At 51.6% G+C, this 17,196-nt stretch carries 20 protein-coding genes; 2 read left to right on the top strand and 18 right to left on the bottom strand.

All coding sequences use genetic code 11. The annotated features are described in order from the left end of the window. Positions 1-4: 4 nt before the first annotated feature. The 11 genes from TY09_RS02465 to TY09_RS02415 all read right to left on the bottom strand — a co-directional run bounded on the left by TY09_RS02465 (position 5) and on the right by TY09_RS02415 (position 9,760). On the bottom strand, positions 5-883 hold the full coding sequence (locus tag TY09_RS02465) for a YicC/YloC family endoribonuclease (RefSeq protein WP_009064217.1): 879 nt from the start codon (positions 881-883) through the stop codon (positions 5-7). Between the two features lie 192 nt (positions 884-1,075). Continuing rightward, positions 1,076-2,476, bottom strand: coding sequence for an oxaloacetate decarboxylase subunit alpha (locus TY09_RS02460; RefSeq protein WP_009063894.1), 1,401 nt, complete (start codon positions 2,474-2,476; stop codon positions 1,076-1,078). A 13-nt stretch (positions 2,477-2,489) separates the two neighbouring features. Continuing rightward, entirely contained in the window at positions 2,490-2,888 is a 399-nt protein-coding gene (locus TY09_RS02455) for a biotin/lipoyl-containing protein (protein ID WP_042430874.1), read from the bottom strand. 53 nt (positions 2,889-2,941) lie between these two features. Further along, complete coding sequence (locus tag TY09_RS02450; protein WP_243171407.1) at positions 2,942-4,300, bottom strand: carboxyl transferase domain-containing protein; 1,359 nt, start codon at positions 4,298-4,300, stop codon at positions 2,942-2,944. 266 nt (positions 4,301-4,566) lie between these two features. Next, positions 4,567-5,379 (bottom strand): pseudouridine synthase, encoded by an 813-nt coding sequence (locus TY09_RS02445; protein WP_009064221.1) that lies wholly within the window; start codon positions 5,377-5,379, stop codon positions 4,567-4,569. A 28-nt stretch (positions 5,380-5,407) separates the two neighbouring features. After that, on the bottom strand, positions 5,408-6,565 hold the full coding sequence (locus TY09_RS02440; RefSeq protein WP_042430867.1) for a D-alanyl-D-alanine carboxypeptidase family protein: 1,158 nt from the start codon (positions 6,563-6,565) through the stop codon (positions 5,408-5,410). A gap of 43 nt (positions 6,566-6,608) precedes the next feature. Beyond that, entirely contained in the window at positions 6,609-7,037 is a 429-nt protein-coding gene (ytfJ, locus tag TY09_RS02435) for a GerW family sporulation protein (protein ID WP_009063578.1), read from the bottom strand. A 42-nt stretch (positions 7,038-7,079) separates the two neighbouring features. Continuing rightward, complete coding sequence (locus TY09_RS02430; protein WP_042430863.1) at positions 7,080-7,742, bottom strand: DUF2953 domain-containing protein; 663 nt, start codon at positions 7,740-7,742, stop codon at positions 7,080-7,082. 42 nt (positions 7,743-7,784) lie between these two features. Further along, positions 7,785-8,348: an SMC-Scp complex subunit ScpB gene (gene scpB, locus TY09_RS02425; RefSeq protein WP_042430860.1), complete on the bottom strand. Its 564-nt coding sequence runs from the start codon at positions 8,346-8,348 to the stop codon at positions 7,785-7,787. Next, positions 8,339-9,058: a segregation and condensation protein A gene (locus TY09_RS02420; protein ID WP_009063838.1), complete on the bottom strand. Its 720-nt coding sequence runs from the start codon at positions 9,056-9,058 to the stop codon at positions 8,339-8,341. Before TY09_RS02420 ends, scpB begins: the two co-directional genes overlap by 10 nt. 3 nt (positions 9,059-9,061) lie before the next feature. Next, entirely contained in the window at positions 9,062-9,760 is a 699-nt protein-coding gene (locus TY09_RS02415) for a site-2 protease family protein (RefSeq protein WP_042431088.1), read from the bottom strand. 353 nt (positions 9,761-10,113) lie between these two features. On the opposite strand from TY09_RS02415, the gene rpmB reads away from it, so the two are divergent. Together rpmB and TY09_RS02410 are read left to right on the top strand one after the other, a co-directional pair. Further along, positions 10,114-10,302 (top strand): 50S ribosomal protein L28, encoded by a 189-nt coding sequence (gene rpmB / locus TY09_RS17825; RefSeq protein WP_074432602.1) that lies wholly within the window; start codon positions 10,114-10,116, stop codon positions 10,300-10,302. A gap of 97 nt (positions 10,303-10,399) precedes the next feature. After that, entirely contained in the window at positions 10,400-10,837 is a 438-nt protein-coding gene (locus TY09_RS02410) for a hypothetical protein (protein ID WP_042430857.1), read from the top strand. 203 nt (positions 10,838-11,040) lie between these two features. On the opposite strand, the gene plsY is transcribed toward TY09_RS02410, so the two are convergent. From plsY to TY09_RS02375, 7 genes are all read right to left on the bottom strand, one after another. Next, positions 11,041-11,757: a glycerol-3-phosphate 1-O-acyltransferase PlsY gene (plsY, locus tag TY09_RS02405; RefSeq protein WP_042430854.1), complete on the bottom strand. Its 717-nt coding sequence runs from the start codon at positions 11,755-11,757 to the stop codon at positions 11,041-11,043. A 15-nt stretch (positions 11,758-11,772) separates the two neighbouring features. Then, positions 11,773-13,095, bottom strand: a complete 1,323-nt coding sequence (gene der, locus TY09_RS02400) for a ribosome biogenesis GTPase Der (RefSeq protein WP_009063945.1) — start codon at positions 13,093-13,095, stop codon at positions 11,773-11,775. 608 nt (positions 13,096-13,703) lie between these two features. Continuing rightward, positions 13,704-13,886 carry a 50S ribosomal protein L32 gene (gene rpmF, locus TY09_RS02395; RefSeq protein ID WP_035316903.1) on the bottom strand — a complete coding sequence of 61 codons (183 nt, stop codon included), beginning with the start codon at positions 13,884-13,886 and terminating at the stop codon, positions 13,704-13,706. Between the two features lie 26 nt (positions 13,887-13,912). After that, positions 13,913-14,407, bottom strand: coding sequence for a YceD family protein (locus TY09_RS02390; protein WP_009064359.1), 495 nt, complete (start codon positions 14,405-14,407; stop codon positions 13,913-13,915). A gap of 65 nt (positions 14,408-14,472) precedes the next feature. After that, positions 14,473-15,216, bottom strand: a complete 744-nt coding sequence (locus TY09_RS02385; protein WP_009064363.1) for a coenzyme F420-0:L-glutamate ligase — start codon at positions 15,214-15,216, stop codon at positions 14,473-14,475. Between the two features lie 112 nt (positions 15,217-15,328). Further along, positions 15,329-15,745, bottom strand: a complete 417-nt coding sequence (locus tag TY09_RS02380) for a hypothetical protein (protein WP_009063576.1) — start codon at positions 15,743-15,745, stop codon at positions 15,329-15,331. 72 nt (positions 15,746-15,817) lie between these two features. Then, entirely contained in the window at positions 15,818-17,158 is a 1,341-nt protein-coding gene (locus tag TY09_RS02375; protein ID WP_042430849.1) for a glucose-6-phosphate isomerase, read from the bottom strand. Between the last annotated feature and the right edge of the window lie 38 nt (positions 17,159-17,196).

The raw sequence follows: 17,196 nt of genomic DNA, 5'->3' as shown, positions 1-17,196 counted from the left end.
ATGACTATTCGATATTCTGAATCTGTTCTCTGATCTTTTCAATTTCAGCTTTCATATTTACCACCATGTAGGCGATCTGGGAATCAGACGCTTTGGAGCCGATGGTATTTGTTTCGCGATTCATTTCCTGAACAAGAAAATCCAGCTTTCTGCCGATGGCCTCCGAGGATTCCAGCATCAGATTTAGCTGGTCAAAATGACTGCGCAGGCGAACGGTTTCTTCCGCCACGGCAATTTTGTCCGCGAAGATAGCGGCTTCTGTCAAAATGCGCTGCTCTTCAATATTGCTGTCGTGCAGAACATCCTGCAGGCGGGCCAGCAGCTTCTGCTGGTATTCCTGTACTGTAACGGGGGAACGCTCCTCCACCGTCTGTACCAGAGACAGAATCACCCCGGCACGGGCCAAGATGTCCTCCTTCAGGCGGGCTCCCTCCCGTTCTCTCATCTGGAGCAGCTGCTCCATGGCCTGCCGGGTCACCTGGGAAACATACTCCCAGGTCTGATCTTCATCCTCCGGCGTGCGGTGAACGGTAAAGATATCGCTGTACCGGGCCAGGCCCATCACAGTGATGTCATCCCTTAAATCATATTTGTCGCGCAGTTCTTTCAGCGCATTCAAATAGCCCGCAGCCATTGAATGATTTACCAGAACCTGCGCATCGGCGTCCTCCAGCGTTTCAACAGAAACGAAAACGTCCACCTTGCCACGGGAGATTCCCTGCTGCAGCAGCGCTTTCAGCTTTTCGTCCAAAAAAGAGTATCCCCGTGTAATCTTTGAGTTAAACTCAAAGTACCGATGATTGACCGATTTGATTTCAACTATGATATATCGCCCATCCAGGGTTCCCTCTGCGCGGCCATACCCCGTCATACTTTTTATCATGGCGTATCATCCCAACGTTAGTAAGTTTGCGAAAGCCCAGCTTTCAAAATATTATCACTTCATTTTACCAGCTTTATAATACAATTGCAACCTTCGCCGTTTATTATGGAGGAAAAAAGCGCCAGCAAGGAATAACAGCCCCAGCGCCTGAAAAAGGCCCTGGGACTGTTAACAGATACCATGTGAATTACATCAAACAGGATGAACCTGCTTCTCTTCGTTTGCAAGCTTGCTGTTGATGCCATATTTGGCGTCGCGGCGTTTGCGGAAGAAATCTTCGGCCACCTTCGGGAACTGAGCGTAAGAGAGAACATCCTCCTCCTGCTCTGTCCACTGGGCTGCTTCCTTGCGCAGGGTTTCCAGCTCGGGAGAAAGCAGATCGGCCGGGCGGCAGGTAATCGGTGTTTCATCGCCGATGATCTTTTTCTGGAACGCGGGATCGATCTCAACCGGAGTCTTGCCGTACTTACCAGCTACCATATCCTTAAATTCCTTGGTGCACATCTTATAGCGCTCGCCGGTGATCACGTTGAACACAGCCTGTGTTCCGACGATCTGAGAGGTGGGCGTTACCAGAGGCGGATAACCGGAATCCTGACGGACACGCGGAACCTCCTGCAGTACTTCTTCCAGCTGATCGGCCTTGCCGGCCTGCTTGAGCTGCGACAGCAGGTTTGACAGCATGCCGCCGGGCACCTGATAGTGCAGCGCCTTGGTGTTGGTGGCCAGCATCGAAGGATCGAGCAGACCATTTTGAATATACTTCTCGCGCAGAGTCATGAAGTACTCTCGGATTTCGTTGAGCAGAACCAGATCCAGGCCGGTGTCGTACTCGGTGCCCTCGAATGCGGCAACGATCGATTCCGTCGGCGCGTGAGAGGTGCCCAGAGCCAGCGGCGACATCGCGGTGTCGATCCAATCCACACCGGCTTCCACGCCCTTGATCATACACATGGAGGCAAGACCGGAGGTGTAATGGGTGTGCAGCTGAATCGGCAGATCCACAGCGGATTTGAGCGCCTTGACGAGCTCTTCCGTGCGGTATGGGGTCAGCAGAGCGGCCATATCCTTAATGCAGATGGAGTCTGCGCCGGCTTCCTGAATCCGTTTGGCATAGTCGATATAATACTCATTGGTGAAGACAGGGCCGGTCGTGTAAGAAATACCGACCTGTGCGTGCGCCCCCTCTTTCTTGGCGGCCTTGATGGCGCGCTCGAGGTTGCGCAGATCGTTCAGCGCGTCAAAAATACGGATCACATCGATGCCGTTTGCGACGCTGCGCTGTACGAAATAATCGAGGACATCGTCCGCATAGTGGCGGTAGCCAAGCATATTCTGGCCGCGGAACAGCATCTGCAGCTTGGTTTTGGGGCAAAGACGGCGGATGGTGCGCAGTCTGTCCCAGGGGTCTTCGTTCAGAAAGCGCAGGCAGGCATCAAACGTGGCGCCGCCCCAGCACTCCAGAGAGTGAAAGCCCACTTTATCCAGCTCCGGCAGGATAGGGATCATTTCCTCAGTGGACATTCTGGTCGCGATCAGGGACTGATGCGCGTCGCGCAGAACGGTTTCGGTAATTCCAATTTTTTTAGCCATAATTCAGCCTCCCTTACTGGAAGGATACAAGAGCGTCGCCCGGATTTACGGCGTCACCCTTCGATACATGAACACCTGCAATCACGCCGTCCTGTGCAGCCATGATTTCATTTTCCATCTTCATGGCTTCCAGGATCATAAGAGTCTGACCCTTCTTGACGGAATCGCCGGCGGAAACGAGAACATTCAGAATGGTGCCGGGCATGGGAGCGTTCACGCTGTTCGCGCCCGCAGCCGGTTTTGCCGCCTTAGGAGCAGCAGGAGCGGGAGCCGGGGCCGGAGCAGCCGCTACCGAAGCGGGAACAGCAACAGGAGCCGGGGCAGCTGCGGGAGCCGCCGGAGCCGCAGCGCCGGTTTCTTCTACCTGTACGTTATAAGCGACACCGTTTACGGTGACTATTAAATTTTTCATTTTTATATCCCCTTTTCATTCAATCGATACGAAAAACGTTTTGCGGACTGTTTTTACATCGGAATATTGCTGTGCTTCTTCGGCAGGGTGGAAACACGCTTGCCAGCCAGCATCTCCAGGTGAGAAACCAGCTTCTGGCGGGTCTCTTCCGGAAGAATAATATCTTCCACATAACCGTCGGCGGCAGCTGCAAAGGGCGACGCCTGAGTCGTTTTATAATCTTCAATCAGCTGTTTGCGCTGTTCGATGGGATTTTCTGAACCAGCAAGCTGGTCGCCGGACTGGAACAGAGCGGCCGCAGCGGGAGAAATGGGAGATACCACCGCGCTGGTCCATGCCATTGTCACATCCGCATTGGCGCCGCGGCCTGCGGTGGCAATATAGAACGCACCCACAGCCTGGCCGGAAATCACGGTGATCTTAATGGTCGTCGCCTCGGAATACGCAGCGGAGAGCTTTGCGGCCTCACGCAGAGACGCAAACTTGTCGGCGTCCACAATGGTGACGATCGGCAGAGAGAACGCGTCGCAGAAGCGGACAAACCGGGCGGCTTTCGAGCAGCAGTACGAGCCGACGATATCCTGATAACCGATCACGCCCACAGACGCGCCGTTGATCAATGCCAGACCGGTAATAGCAGAAGTGCCGTACTCGGGGCAGAACTCCATGTAGCTGCCGTCATCCACAACCGCATTGATGATATCCGTTACCTTTGCACCCTCCTGCAGCTCGGAATTGCTGCAAACGCCAAGAGCGTCTGCTTCCGGTACAAGAGACAGGTTATTTGAGGGCAGGCGGCAAAGCACCTTGCGCGCTCTGTCCAAAGCATCCTCTTCGGTCTTCTCTACCCAGTGGGCCAGTCCGAGCTTGGACGCCGCCTTTGCGGAGCCGTTCTCATCCGCCGTTTCTATGGTAAAGGTGGCGTTTTCCGCCATAATCACAAAGTCAGCGCCCGCCGCAATCAGAGCAGAAGTGCCTACGCAGGGACCGAGCACAACGGAAACCTGAGGAACCACGCCGGAAAGATTATTGCTTTTCAGCAGAATATCTCCATACGCCGCGAGCAGCTCGGCTCCCTCTTTCAGATGTCCGCCCACAGAATCGTAGATTCCCACAACCGGTGTTCCGGTCTTCAGCGCCAGATCATACAGCTTGCGAATCTTATACGCCTGCGTTTTGGACATTGCCCCTCCGTCGACCTCGCTGTCCTGTGCAAAAACATAGACCGGCAGACCACCGACATATCCAAAGCCGGTTACAACCTCTGCCGAATGGTCAGCAGATTTTGCATAAGCATCCAATTCCTGAAAGGAGCCTTCGTCTACCAAGAGGGAAATGCGCTGATACACTTTTTTACTCCCAGCAGCATCGCGAGCGCTTTGTAGCAATTCTTTATTGCCGACAACACTCATGTTTTTGTTCCTCCATTCCTTTGCAATATACTGATTTTTCACGATACAGATCATACAGATGACTCATGACTTATGCTCAATTCCGTTCTTTCTTCTCCGAAAAAAAGCGAAAATGAATCCATAATTCAGCAATCAACACTTGGTATTATTATACTGTATTCCCAAGGGAATAACAAGCCGAAAGACACAAAAAATTCAATTGTCATACGGAAAAATGCGAAAAAAGACGGAATGTTCAAATAAGGAAGCATCCCGTCTCTTTGGTATCATTTTTTAGAAGAAAACTTGGTGCTGCGCCGCACCGCGGGTCTGGCGGCAGCTTTCGGGCGCTCCGGCTCCGGTTCGGCGGCTTTGTCCTCTTTTGCCGCGACCATCAGGCGCTTGACCTCTTCCCCGGTCAGGTTCCGCCACTGCCCCGGCTGGAGCATTCCCAGACGAACGGGGCCGACAGCGGTGCGCTTGAGGCGGGCGACATCCAATCCCAGAGTTTCGCACATCTTTCGGATCTCGCGGTTGCGGCCCTCATACAGAACGATTTCCAGCACAACTCTGCCCGGCTCCTGCGAAATGATATGCACATTGGCGGGCGCGGTTTTCTGGCCGTCGATCACAATTCCAACGGCGATCTGCGTCAGCTGATCCTCCGTTACGCCGGGGCGCACAGTGACGCGGTATGTTTTCGGCACATGCTTTGAGGGGTGCGTCATCGCGTTTGCAAACGCACCGTCGTTCGTCATCAAAAGCAGGCCTTCCGATTCTCTGTCAAGCCGGCCCACGGGGTAAACCCGTTCCGGAATCTCGCTGACCAGCTCCGCTACGCATTTGCGGTCCATTTCATCGCTCATGGTCGTGATGAATCCGCGGGGCTTGTGCAGCATGATATATATATTTTTGCTGCGCTTTACGACATTTCGTCCGTGAACCGTCACTTTGTCTTTGCGTACGTCCACCTTGTCGCCGATCTTCGCAACCATTCCATTGACGCGCACGGCGCCGGCGGCGATCAGCTCCTCCGCTTTTCTGCGGGATGCGATTCCGCTGTCCGCGAGCATTTTTTGCAGTCTTACGTCTTTTGCCATAAATTACTTCCTAACTGAATTTTCTGATTTATTGAAAAATCGATTTGATTTTGTCCCATATTTTTTCCATCCGTGTTTTTTCCGGCTGAGGGCATTCTACTGCCTGCTCTGCCAGAAGCGGAACCTCGATGATCACCTTCCCGTCCAGCCAATAGCTGACGGAGCCCACCATTTCCCCTTCTCTGATGGGAGCATACACAAAATGCGGAAGCTCCACCATCTGCACAAGCCGCGCGATTTCATCGTCTGTCAGCGAAATGCTGTCCGCCGAGCCGGGAATCACCGAAATCGTATCGGTCATGCCGCCAACAACGGGAAGCGTATAACGCAGGGAAGCGGTATCCGGAGTAAACGAATGCAGCTTTGCAAAGCCATAGTCATAGAGCTTGATATGATCATCCCAGTCATTCGGCGCATTGAGCGTAACCGCCACAAGGCGAACGCCGTCCCGCTGGGCCGCGCTGACCAGGCACCGCCCCGCCTTTTTGGTAAAGCCGGTTTTAATGCCGATGCTGTCCGGATACAGACTGAGCAGGCGGTTATGGTTCCCGTAGTTGATCGTCTGCTCCGGGTTGATAAACTTGACGGTCATCTGCTTCTGGGAGACGATCCCTGCAAACCGGCTGTTGTTCATCGCCTCGATCCCCAAAAGCGCCATGTCGTACGCAGTTGAATAGTGCTGATCCGAATCCAGGCCCGAGGGCGTAACAAAGTGGGTATTCTTCATGCCGATTTCCTGCGCACGGGCATTCATCAGCTCCGAAAATTTTGTCACATTGCCGGCCATGGCAATCGCCGCGGTATTGGCGGCATCGTTGCCCGAAACCATCATCATTCCCACGGCAAGATCGCTCAGACGAAGCTTGTTCCCGGGCATCAGCCCCATGGAGGAGCCTTCCACCCGAACCATCTCATCCGTAACGGTCACGACCGGGTCCTTGACTTCGGCCTGCTCCAACGCGAGCAAGGCCGTCATGATTTTTGTTGTGCTGGCCATGGGCAGCTGCAGGGATTCCTGCTTGGCAAACAAAACCTTGCCGCTGTCCGCATCGATCAATACTGCCGCTTTGGCAGAAATCTCAGGCGTGCTGGTTTTCGCCTGTTCCTGCGCAGATACCGCCGGGAACAGCGGGATCATCAGAACTGACGCGGTCAGTACCGCAAAAAATCTCTTTAACAAACTCATCACCTGCCTGCTAATAGTATGCAGGCAGGCGCCGGTTTAGTAGTTAGATTTGAGGATCGTCCAGCTTGCCGGATTCAGAAGAGGACGCGGATTTTTTCGCTTTCTTCTGTGCGATCATGTCGTTGACCTTGTCGAATACCTCGGGCACCATCCCGATCACGCGGTCTACCGAACCGTGGTACGGGTCAACCTGCATCATCCGCACATTTCCGCCGCTGATGGTCAGAAACGCCACCGGCTGAATGGTGATGCCCGCTGCGGCGCCGCCGCCGAACATATTCCTATCCGCGGCAGCCTTTGCCGGAAGATCGGAACCGCCAGAGCCGAAGCCGTAAGAAATTTTTGAAATCGGAATGATGATTGTGCCGTCCGGCGCCGTAATGGGATCGCCGATAATCGAATTGACGTCCACCATCTGCTTGATCTTTTCTAAGGTAGTATTCATCATACCTTCAATGGGATGTTCACTCATTTTATTACACCGCTCTTTCTTTTCTTTCGTCAGTTTTCTCTGTTATGATTTTCCCGCAGCTTCTCCGGCCATTGCGGCCTGACGTCCTTCTTCCCGCTTTTGCCGCAGAACCATTTTGACATACCGCAGCAGCGCGTACAGGCCGGCTGCGATCAGAAACACCAAACGGACGCTGCCGTCCATAAGCATTTGTGCGGAGAGCTTTTCCCCGTTAAAATCGGGTGTTATCAGCACATCGTAGTGTTTGCACCGAAATGCCGTTACCAATGTGCCGGCAGCAGGATAAACCACTCCACTGACCGTACCGTACAGCACAGCAGTTGTGGCGGCGTCCTCTGCCCCCAGGACAACACGAATTTTCAGTTCCTTCAGAATAAAGTGCGAAAGCAGCCGCTTTGCCGCGCCCGCGGCGATGGAAGCAAGCTCAGAAAGGAAGCTCAGGAACCCTGCGAACCCCTTTTCTTTTATTATATCCCGAACAGACTGCTTTTTGTCTGGTTTGCCTTTCTTTTTCTCTTCTTTTTTCTTTTTCTTAGCCTCTTTTTCAGGCTCTTCCTCTGTAGGGAAACGATAATGGAAGAACAGATACCGCGCTTCTCCCGAAAAACCATCCTCCATCTCGAAAGATAAATGGATTTTCACCCGGGCTGCCAGCGCCAGTGCCAACAAGCCGAGAAAGCCCAGTAAAATCCAAAGCCAGGTCATTGGCGCGTACCCTCCTTCGATTTTATGTTTTGTTCAAAAGGCTTAAAGCGTTTTTTCCGCAGTTTCCTCTTCCTCTTCATCCGAATCCTCCGGGCTGCTCTGAGGCAGAGGAGGCAGATCGTTCAGGGAGGAAAGATTCATGCAGCGCAGAAAATTGGGCGTTGTGCCGTACAGCAGCGGTCGGCCAGGCAAATCGAGCCTGCCCCGTTCCTCCACAAGTCCCTTTTCGCACAGATTAGAGATGACCCCGGAGCTGTCCACCCCGCGCACCTGCTCCACAAAAGCCTTGGTAACCGGCTGCTGATAGGCAATCACCGCCAGAACCTCCATAGCGGCCTGTGAAAGAGGGGCGTTTCTTCTTAAATCCAGTGTGCGCCGTACCGTTTCACCATATTCATCGGCGCTGCACATTTGGTACTGATTTTCTAATTCTATGATCCGTATTCCTTTGGCCGACTGATTAAAGGAATCCATCACGCTCTTCATGAGCCTCACCGCCGTAGCGCGATCCAGCTCCAGGGCTTCTGAAATCCGTTCCAGCGGAACGGCGTCTCCGCTCGAAAACAGAATGGCCTCGATCGCGCCCTGCAATTTTTTTATTTCCATGGGTCTGCACCGCCAGTCAACAGAGTTATCGTCGTTCCGCTTTCTTCCCCGTCTACGCGGACACGGTGATTTTTCACCAGCTCCAGCACCGCCAGAAAGGTTGCGACCAAGTCTGATTTCTGCCGGCTTTCCCACAGAAGGTCATGAAACGGCATCCGTCTTTTCTTCCACAAGCGGCGGAGCACAAAGATAATCCGCGAAGCGACCGAAACCGGCTTGCGGGTCACAATTCCATCAAAGGATGTTGCCGGAGGAGGCAAAAAGCGTTTCCCCCTCCCCGCCGCGCTGAGATACGCCGCGAGAAGCTCGTCCGGGTGATGGGAACGGCTGTACACCCGTTCCGGCGGCAGGGGCGCCGGCTGCCGGACAAACGAATCCCACGAAAAGAGCCCGCCCAGAGCCTGCGCCGTCCGCTTCCATTCCTGGTATTCCATCAGCTGCCCGGTCAGCTCCCGGCGCAGCTCCTCCGCTTCTTCATTCTTCGGGAGCAGAGAAACGGTCTTTAAATACACCAGACGCGCGGCCATCTCTAAAAACTCGCTGGAAATCTCCATCTGCTGCTCCTGCATTTTTCCGATCTGCCCCATGTACTGGTCGAGCAGATCGGAAATCGAGATGTCGCAGATTTCCACCTTGTTTTTGGCGATCAGAGCCAAGAGCAGATCAAGAGGGCCGTCAAACACATCCAGATGATACTCCAGCTTTTCCATCTGTTATACACCGAACAGGACAAACGGAAGATCAGCAAGCCATATGATTCCGGATCTCACCCACGACTGCATCAGGTAAAGCGGCTCATTCAGAAAGCCGAGGAACAGCAGCGCAAACAGTGCCAGCATGATCATCCGCTGGTTCTGGTAATACCGATACATCGCGCGGTCCGAGAGAAATGCCGCCAGAACTCTGGAGCCGTCGAGCGGCGGCAGCGGGATCAGATTAAATACCGCCAGCATGACATTGATATTGATATAATACCCGAAAAACACCGCGATCCCAAACTGAATCGACTGCGGGATGCTTCCCTGAAATAGGAAAATCACGTTCAGAAGGATCGCGCCCAACAATGCGGCCAGAATATTGGAAACCGGCCCCGCCAGAGCGGTAATCGCCATATCGCGCTTGGGATTTTTAAAATTGCGTGTATCCACCGGAACGGGCTTGGCCCAGCCAAAGCCAAATAGCAGAATCGCGAGCGCTCCCAGCGGATCGATGCTGGCCAGCGGATTGATCGTCAGGCGGCCCTGATACGCCGCGGTATTATCCCCCAGCTTTTTCGCCATCCAGCCGTGTGCATATTCGTGTATAGGCAGTACGCAAAAAATGATGACCAGAACAGCTAAAATCTGCATGAGAACACTGATCATATTGATGGGAACGCCTCTGAAAATAGATTGAATTACCTGATAAAGCATTTTTACCGCCTTTCGCAGAACGGCAGCCATATTACTGTACTTCCGTTTTTTCGCAGGGAGCGTTTCCATCGTTTTCTCCCAAGAATGGGAAAAAACGGCCGAGCCTTGCGCAACAAAGTGACAGCCGCTGCCTGTACGTAAAAGTGTGTGATTTGTTAGCATTATAATACGTTTTCCAATAAAAGACAAGAGAATGTTCCCCACTGATCGGGCTCGTCATACGGCGGAACACCCGGATTTTGGCTGATTTTTGCAATTCCTGCGCAAATGAGTGAAAAAAAGCTTGCATTTAGCCTTTAGATTTGCTAGAATATTCTTCGTAGTTTAAAGCCCTTTAAAGGAGGTGCAGACACATGGCGAAGTGTGAGGTTTGTGGCAAGGATATTGCTTTCGGTATAAAAGTTTCTCATTCTCACAGACGTGCGAACAGAACTTGGAAGCCCAATGTAAAACGCGTAAAGGCAGTTGTTAACGGCAGTCCGAAGCGTATTTACGCCTGCACCCGTTGTTTACGTTCCAACAAAGTGACCCGCGCAGTTTGATGACGTAAAACCGGAAAGTTTAGAGGAGCCTGATGCAGGTTCCTTTTTCTTTTTTTGTAGAGAATTTGATTCGCAGAGTTCATTTGGAGGATACGCAATGGCAGATCAGACTGAACTCCTGTTTCATCATATCGGGAAACCTGTGGCACTGGAAAGCATTCGAAATCACAAAGATGTGAAATACAGCCCTCTCTTTGACATGTATTCATTGGATAGGACAAACGAATTCTCTCTTCCGATCGAATGGCATGCTTTTGGAGAAAACTCCCCACTGGACATGAGAATTCAGACGGAGTTCCATATTGCTTTTAAAGTCAACGATATTGCTTCCGCATTGAAAGAAAAAGAAATTGTCATGCCCCTGTACGAGCCTTTTGCCGGCTACCGCTGCGCTATGGTACAGATCAACGGAACGCTGATCGAGCTGATCGAAACCTCTTTGCCGGAAGAAAAGATCTGGCATGATGAAGCAACGCTGAAAAATGGCGTCCTATACGGCGGCCAGGAGGGCAAACTGCCGCCCCGAGAGGAATAACGGCTGAGTCTTCTCCCTCTCCCGGCAAAATCGCTGTATTCCTTTCTGCACTTAACGTTACATGCATTGACTATAAAACCTAAAAAACTCTTCCCCGTCATCAATGCGGGGAAGAGTTTTTTATCGTTATACCGCTTTAAAGAAGCCACTGCACTTTCAGCATACTGTTTTAAAGCAAATTGACTGTATTGTGATGAAAGGAATCACTGTGGCGGAGTCTTGCGGGAACGCAGGCTGACTTTCTTCTCCGTTCCGTCCAGAATCCGCTTGATATTTCCCCGGTGCTTGATGATCACAATGCACCCGATGATAAAGGAAGAAACCGTGGCGACCATAACATAGGACAGCGGCACCGTGGCGCTGGAACGGTAATCGTAGAAAAAGGTCAGGAAGAAGGTTGCGAACGGATAGATGGCGGCGCCGCATATTGACCCCAAAGAGACCATTTTGGAACAGAACACTGCAAGGAAAAAAGCGGCCCAAACGATCAGGGAAACGCGCCAGTCGATAATCATGATCATCGCAATGGAGGTTGTCACTCCTTTGCCGCCCCGGAAGCCGAAGTATAAGGGGTAAATATGGCCCAAAATACACACGATTCCGGCAATGTAAGCACCCGTCTGCTCGATCACCATAGGCGAGATGGCGGGAATTTGAAAGAAGTAGCTGAAAATTGCCCGACCGGCCAGAACAGCCAGAACGCATTTTAAAAAGTCAAAGATAAAGGTCAGGGCCGCCGGCAGTCTGCCGACAGAACGCAGCACGTTCGTTGCGCCGGCATTTCCGCTGCCCATTTGACGAATATCGGTCTTTTGACCGAATATTCGGGTAATCAGAATCGAAGAATTGACGCTGCCCAGCAAATATGCCACCAAAGCAGTCAGAACGATTGCCAGAACGATATTTTGTAGATTCTCCAAAGAAAACCCTCCTCCTTATTTGTCCCCGCGCTCCCGAACGACCATTCGGATCGGAGTGCCCTCCAGTCCAAAGGTTTCGCGAATTCGGTTTTCCAGATAACGCTGATAGGAAAAATGGAACAAATCCGCAGAATTGACAAAACAAATAAAGGTCGGCGGCTTTACGGACGCCTGGGTCATGTAGTAGATCTTCAGGCGCTTGCCCTTATCCGTAGGCGGTTGCACACGCGCCGTCGCCTGTGCCAGAATATCATTGAGTACGCCGGTACTGATACGCATGGAATTCATACTGGCTACATGATGAATGGTTTCAAAGAGTTTATCTACCCTCTGCCCCGTGTGGGCAGAAATAAAGATAATAGGCGCATAGGACATAAAGGAAAAATCCTTTTCCAGCTGCTTGCGGTAGTCGTTCATGGTGTGGCCATCCTTCTCGACCGCGTCCCATTTGTTGACCGCAATCACACAGCCCTTGCCCGCCTCGTGGGCGCGGCCCGCCACCTTGGAGTCCTGTTCGGTAAAGCCGACGGTAGCGTCGATCATGATCACGCAGACGTCTGAACGCTCGATGGCCATTTCGGCACGAAGGATGCTGTAACGCTCAATGGAATCCTCCACTTTGTTCTGGCGGCGGATTCCGGCTGTATCAATCAAAATAAAGGTGCCGGATTCATTTTCGATTTTGGTGTCGATCGCGTCGCGGGTCGTACCGGCCACATCCGAAACGATGCTGCGGTTTTCACCGGCCACATAGTTGATCAGAGAGGATTTTCCCACGTTCGGCTTTCCGATGACGGCAACACGAATGATCTCTCCCTCATCCTCCTCGCCGGTTTCGTCCGGGAAGAACTCGACAACGCGGTCCAGCAGATCACCTGTGCCATGGCCGTGAACAGAAGAAACGGCAACAGGCTCCCCAAGCCCCAGATTATAAAATTCATAAAATTCCGGCGGCGGCTCACCGATCCGGTCGCATTTATTCACGCACAGAATGACCGGGCGGCCGCTTTTCTGCAGCATCGCCGCAACCTCCGCATCCGTCGCCACCACGCCGGAATGCAGATCCGTCACCATGATAATCACGTCCGCGGAGTCGATCGCAAGCTGAGCCTGCGCGCGCATCTGCGACAGAATAATATCCTTCGATTCCGGCTCAATACCGCCGGTATCCACCAGACTGAATTTGTGATTTCCCCATTCGCAGTCGCCAAAGATGCGGTCTCTGGTAACACCGGGGGTGTCTTCTACTATAGAAAGGCGCTGGCCGATCAGCTTATTGAACAGGGTGGATTTCCCCACGTTCGGCCGGCCGACAACCGCCACAATCGGTTTGATCAAATGATTCTTCCTCCTATTGCTGCATGACGCAGCCTTTAATACTGAACAAACTTCAAAACGAGACTGTTTTGAACCGCACGGAGAACCATGCGGCGCCGGCATTGCTGGCGGTTTGTTGCCCTTCATAGTCAATTAGCACACCAATGGTGCGTTGCGGGGACTCCCCTGCAATTTGAAAACCAGACGGTTTTCAAGCGAATGGACGATATCAATCTCATTCTCAGGCAGCGCGGAACATCAAAGCCACAAATAAAATTTCGGATACGGATAAGTTCCCTCTGTCCGCTTTGCTTCTGCCCCAGGGCTTTTGTATCACTTTGTGATAAAGTTCTGACATTCTATTTTGCCCAAAACAATTCAAAGCCATCGCGTTTTAACACGTTTGATTATGGCATTTAATTGGTGATTCGTCAAGTAATTCCACTATAAAAATACAAATCACTTTCCCTGTTTTGTGCAGAAAGATTTCCGCTGCCTTCTTCCCTGCTTCGGGAGCTTTCCCACTCCCTTTGTATGCGCGGGAAACTTGCCGAACACGGGGATTTTCGGTCAAGAAAAAACAGAGAAGGATCTCTCCTTCTCTGTTCTCTGCGAAAATGATAAAGAAATCAAGCTTCTTTTTTCAATACATCTCTGCCGTTATAGTAACCGCAGCTGCCGCAAACTCTGTGAGCCAGTTTGTACTCACCGCATTTCGGACATCTTGCCAGAGCGGGGGCGCTCAGCTTCCAAACGTTGGAACGTCTCTTATTCTGTCTTGCGCTGGATAATTTTCTCTTTGGTACCGCCATTATCAGCACCTCCTTATATCTTTAGATTAATCTATCAGTTGTTTCAGAACCGCCAAACGAGGGTCTGTCTGCCGGGAAACACATTGGCACATCCCCTGATTCAGGTTTTGTCCGCATTGCGGGCACAGGCCCTTGCAATCCGGTGAACACAAAAATCTGGTGGGCAGTTCCAACAAAATATCCTCCCGCAGCAGCGTATCCAAATCCAAACGATACTCCTCTGCGACAATGTACAGGTCGCTGTCCCCGTCCGTTAAAGAGGACACCACAATGTGTGAAAAAGAAAGATCGTAATGGGTGCGGAACTCGGTCGTGCAGCGATCACAGGGGATTTCAAAATCAAAGGATACCCGGGCATCCAGCTTTGCGGAGCCCGCATGACTTTGAACTGTTCCTGTTACCGCAACGGGAGAAACAAACGGATAAAAACCGTTCACAGTGATAGAGGAGAAAGACATTTCATAAGAAAACGGGAGAACCTCACCGTCACTCAGCATGATCTTTTTCAGTTCAAGAATCATATCATTTTACCTCGACACTACAATATGCTATTATATCGACTTGCTTCTCTTTTGTCAACAAGAAATCAGGATAAATCTGCTTTTTTTATCAAAATCAGCGGGGTCAGTTCATCCGATTGTCCGGCAGGGTTGTCCTTGATCATCGCGATCAAATCCTGGTCCGGCACCGAGGCCAGAGTGTCGGATTTCCCGAAGATGACGACGCTCAGATCGTTGGCGTCTACCAGCAGACAGTCGATGCCGAGCTCCTGCTGGATGTCGTTGCAGACCTTGACCGGTTCCTTTGGATTGAGCAAAGCCAGATCATGGTACAGCTCAAACGAAGAACCCATGTAGAATCCGTCAATTCCGTCGATTCCATGCCCGGCGATCTTGTAAAACACGCCGTGGATTCCAAACAGCTTCGTCACTGCGGAGCAGAACGACGCCAAAAGGATTCTGGGCAGGCCCGCCAGGTTGATCGCCAGCTGAAGCTTGTACGGCTCGTCCATGGCGATCCCGTGATTGTTTGAAGAAGCAAACTTAGATAAAAAGCGTGCCCAAAAGCCGATTTTTACGTCCTTCTTCTCGACCACGTTATTCTGGCACATGGAAATGATCTTCTCACTCAGGGACAAAATATCCCCGGGCTCATGTAAGGGCTGAACATACTTTCTTACCAGCTCCACATACGACTCGCCGCGCTGTACAAAGTGCGTCTGAATCGCATACCGCTGGTGCTCCTGACCGTTCACCGTTACGGGGTCCCGCAAAAAATAAGTAATCCCGTTTTCCTCGCGCCTGGCTTCCGGCAGATTTCTAAACGACATACAGATGATCTCCTCGCTGTCTTTTTGCACAAAAGCGCTGCCGGCAGTAAAAACTGCCAGCAGCTTACTTTACAACACTGACATTCTAAACTGTGATCGAAAGCAAAACGAATCAGATCTCGGCGATCTCCGCTTTGATGCCTTCGGGAAGCTCGTTCTGGTCCAAAGAAACGGAAAGAAGGATTTTGGTATTGGCCAGTTCAGACAGAGCGTTCGCCTTCTCAACAAGAGAGGACAAAACCGCGGAATCGGAACCGATGATTTTCAACGTGGAATCAATAAAGAGGTCGGTCACATCATAGTTTCCAGCGCAGATGCCGCTGATGAAGCCATACAGGCCATCCATGCCCTGCACTCCATAAGCATCGATGTCAACCAGTCTGGCCCTGTGGGAGATATCGTAAGTGAGCTTAAGACCCTTTTCGATTACCACCACGTTGCCGTCCGATTTTTTGACAGCGGCATTCGCCATTTCAATCAGCTTTTTTGTCTTTCCGGAACCTTTCTTACCAATGATGAGAGTGACCATATCAAAACTCCTCCTGCTATTTTTTAGTATTTCCGCAAAATGCGGATTTCAATCCTGAAAGCAAAGAATCTTTCAATGTTTCAGACGTGCCTCCAAAGCAGCCTTTTCGGCCTCGTACCCGGGCTTGCCCAAAAGGGCAAACATGTTTTTCTTGTAGCTTTCCACGCCGGGCTGGTCAAATGGATTGACCCCCAGCAGATAACCGGAAACCGCACAGGCCTTTTCGAAGAAATAAATCAGGCCGCCAAGCGATTTCTCTGAAAAATCCGGTACCCGCAGCACAATGTTGGGAACACCGCCGTCTACATGAGCCAAAACAGTTCCTTCAAAGGCTTTTTCGTTGATATAGGACATCGTATTGCCCTGAAGGAAGTTCAATCCGTCCACATTCTCCGGGTCGTTGCCAAGCGTGATTTCCTGTTTGGCGTGCTCAAACAAAACCACCGTTTCAAGCAGAATCCGGCGGCCGTCCTGCACATACTGGCCCATGGAATGCAAATCGGTCGAAAAAATAACGGAAGCCGGGAACAGACCTTTTTGATCCTTTCCTTCGCTTTCGCCATAAAGCTGCTTCCACCATTCACACATCACGGCAAAGCAGGGCTCATAGCTGGCTAGCAATTCGACCGTTTTGCCCTTTCTGTAAAACAGATTGCGAATGGCTGCGTATTGATAACATGAATTTTGTTGTAAATCAGGATTCGAATATTCGTCTCTTGCCTGTAAAGCACCCTGCATCAGTTCGTTGAGATCAGCACCGCTGACCGCAATCGGAAGAAGCCCCACTGCGGTGAGCACGGAATAACGTCCGCCGACGTCATCCGGTACCACAAAGGTTTCGTAGCCTTCCTGATCCGCCAGTTTTTTCAGGGTTCCGCGCGCATGGTCTGTAGTACAGTAGATCCTTTCGCGGGCGCCCGCTTTGCCATACTTCTTCTCCAATAGCTCACGAAACACACGAAACGCGATGGCCGGTTCGGTCGTCGTGCCGGACTTCGAGATCATGTTGATGGACACGTCTTTCCCCTCACAGATGGAAAGAAGCTCCGCCAGTGCGCTGGAGCTGATGCTGTTGCCGGCAAAATAAATATCCGGCGTGTCTTTTTTCATCGAATTATAGTACGGGGATTTTAAAAACTCAATCGCAGCTCGAGCGCCAAGGTAAGAACCGCCGATGCCGATGACAACAAAAACATCGGTATTCGAACGGATTTTCGCCGCTGCAGACTGAATGCGTGAAAATTCTTCCTTATCGTACTCGCTGGGCAAATCCAGCCAACCAAGAAAATCGCTGCCGGGGCCGCTTTTGGAATGAAGCAGCTCGTGCGCAAGCTTTATCTGGGGCCCAATCGCTTCCAGTTCGCCTGAATTCATAAAACCGGACAGATGCTGTGCGTCAAGCTTTACAGACATGAATGCTAACCTCCTGTCATTTTCTGAATCCTTTTGTT

Origin of the sequence: Faecalispora jeddahensis (assembly GCF_000577335.1) — a bacterium.
Classification (GTDB): domain Bacteria; phylum Bacillota; class Clostridia; order Oscillospirales; family Acutalibacteraceae; genus Faecalispora; species Faecalispora jeddahensis.
This window is presented reverse-complemented; position numbering and strand designations above follow the sequence as displayed.

What these genes read in the sequence shown, in the direction of transcription:
- TY09_RS02415 (WP_042431088.1), bottom strand. Translation starts at nt 9,760, where the DNA reads ATGCTTTATCAGGTAATTCAATCTATTTTCAGAGGCGTTCCCATCAAT.
- TY09_RS02460 (WP_009063894.1), bottom strand. Translation starts at nt 2,476, where the DNA reads ATGGCTAAAAAAATTGGAATTACCGAAACCGTTCTGCGCGACGCGCAT.
- TY09_RS02465 (WP_009064217.1), bottom strand. Translation starts at nt 883, where the DNA reads ATGATAAAAAGTATGACGGGGTATGGCCGCGCAGAGGGAACCCTGGAT.
- TY09_RS02445 (WP_009064221.1), bottom strand. Translation starts at nt 5,379, where the DNA reads ATGGCAAAAGACGTAAGACTGCAAAAAATGCTCGCGGACAGCGGAATC.
- TY09_RS02455 (WP_042430874.1), bottom strand. Translation starts at nt 2,888, where the DNA reads ATGAAAAATTTAATAGTCACCGTAAACGGTGTCGCTTATAACGTACAG.
- TY09_RS02440 (WP_042430867.1), bottom strand. Translation starts at nt 6,565, where the DNA reads ATGAGTTTGTTAAAGAGATTTTTTGCGGTACTGACCGCGTCAGTTCTG.
- TY09_RS02410 (WP_042430857.1), top strand. Translation starts at nt 10,400, where the DNA reads ATGGCAGATCAGACTGAACTCCTGTTTCATCATATCGGGAAACCTGTG.
- TY09_RS02420 (WP_009063838.1), bottom strand. Translation starts at nt 9,058, where the DNA reads ATGGAAAAGCTGGAGTATCATCTGGATGTGTTTGACGGCCCTCTTGAT.
- TY09_RS02450 (WP_243171407.1), bottom strand. Translation starts at nt 4,300, where the DNA reads ATGAGTGTTGTCGGCAATAAAGAATTGCTACAAAGCGCTCGCGATGCT.
- rpmB (WP_074432602.1), top strand. Translation starts at nt 10,114, where the DNA reads ATGGCGAAGTGTGAGGTTTGTGGCAAGGATATTGCTTTCGGTATAAAA.
- ytfJ (WP_009063578.1), bottom strand. Translation starts at nt 7,037, where the DNA reads ATGAGTGAACATCCCATTGAAGGTATGATGAATACTACCTTAGAAAAG.
- TY09_RS02430 (WP_042430863.1), bottom strand. Translation starts at nt 7,742, where the DNA reads ATGACCTGGCTTTGGATTTTACTGGGCTTTCTCGGCTTGTTGGCACTG.
- TY09_RS02380 (WP_009063576.1), bottom strand. Translation starts at nt 15,745, where the DNA reads ATGGTCACTCTCATCATTGGTAAGAAAGGTTCCGGAAAGACAAAAAAG.
- rpmF (WP_035316903.1), bottom strand. Translation starts at nt 13,886, where the DNA reads ATGGCGGTACCAAAGAGAAAATTATCCAGCGCAAGACAGAATAAGAGA.
- TY09_RS02375 (WP_042430849.1), bottom strand. Translation starts at nt 17,158, where the DNA reads ATGTCTGTAAAGCTTGACGCACAGCATCTGTCCGGTTTTATGAATTCA.
- TY09_RS02390 (WP_009064359.1), bottom strand. Translation starts at nt 14,407, where the DNA reads ATGATTCTTGAACTGAAAAAGATCATGCTGAGTGACGGTGAGGTTCTC.
- scpB (WP_042430860.1), bottom strand. Translation starts at nt 8,348, where the DNA reads ATGGAAATAAAAAAATTGCAGGGCGCGATCGAGGCCATTCTGTTTTCG.
- TY09_RS02385 (WP_009064363.1), bottom strand. Translation starts at nt 15,216, where the DNA reads ATGTCGTTTAGAAATCTGCCGGAAGCCAGGCGCGAGGAAAACGGGATT.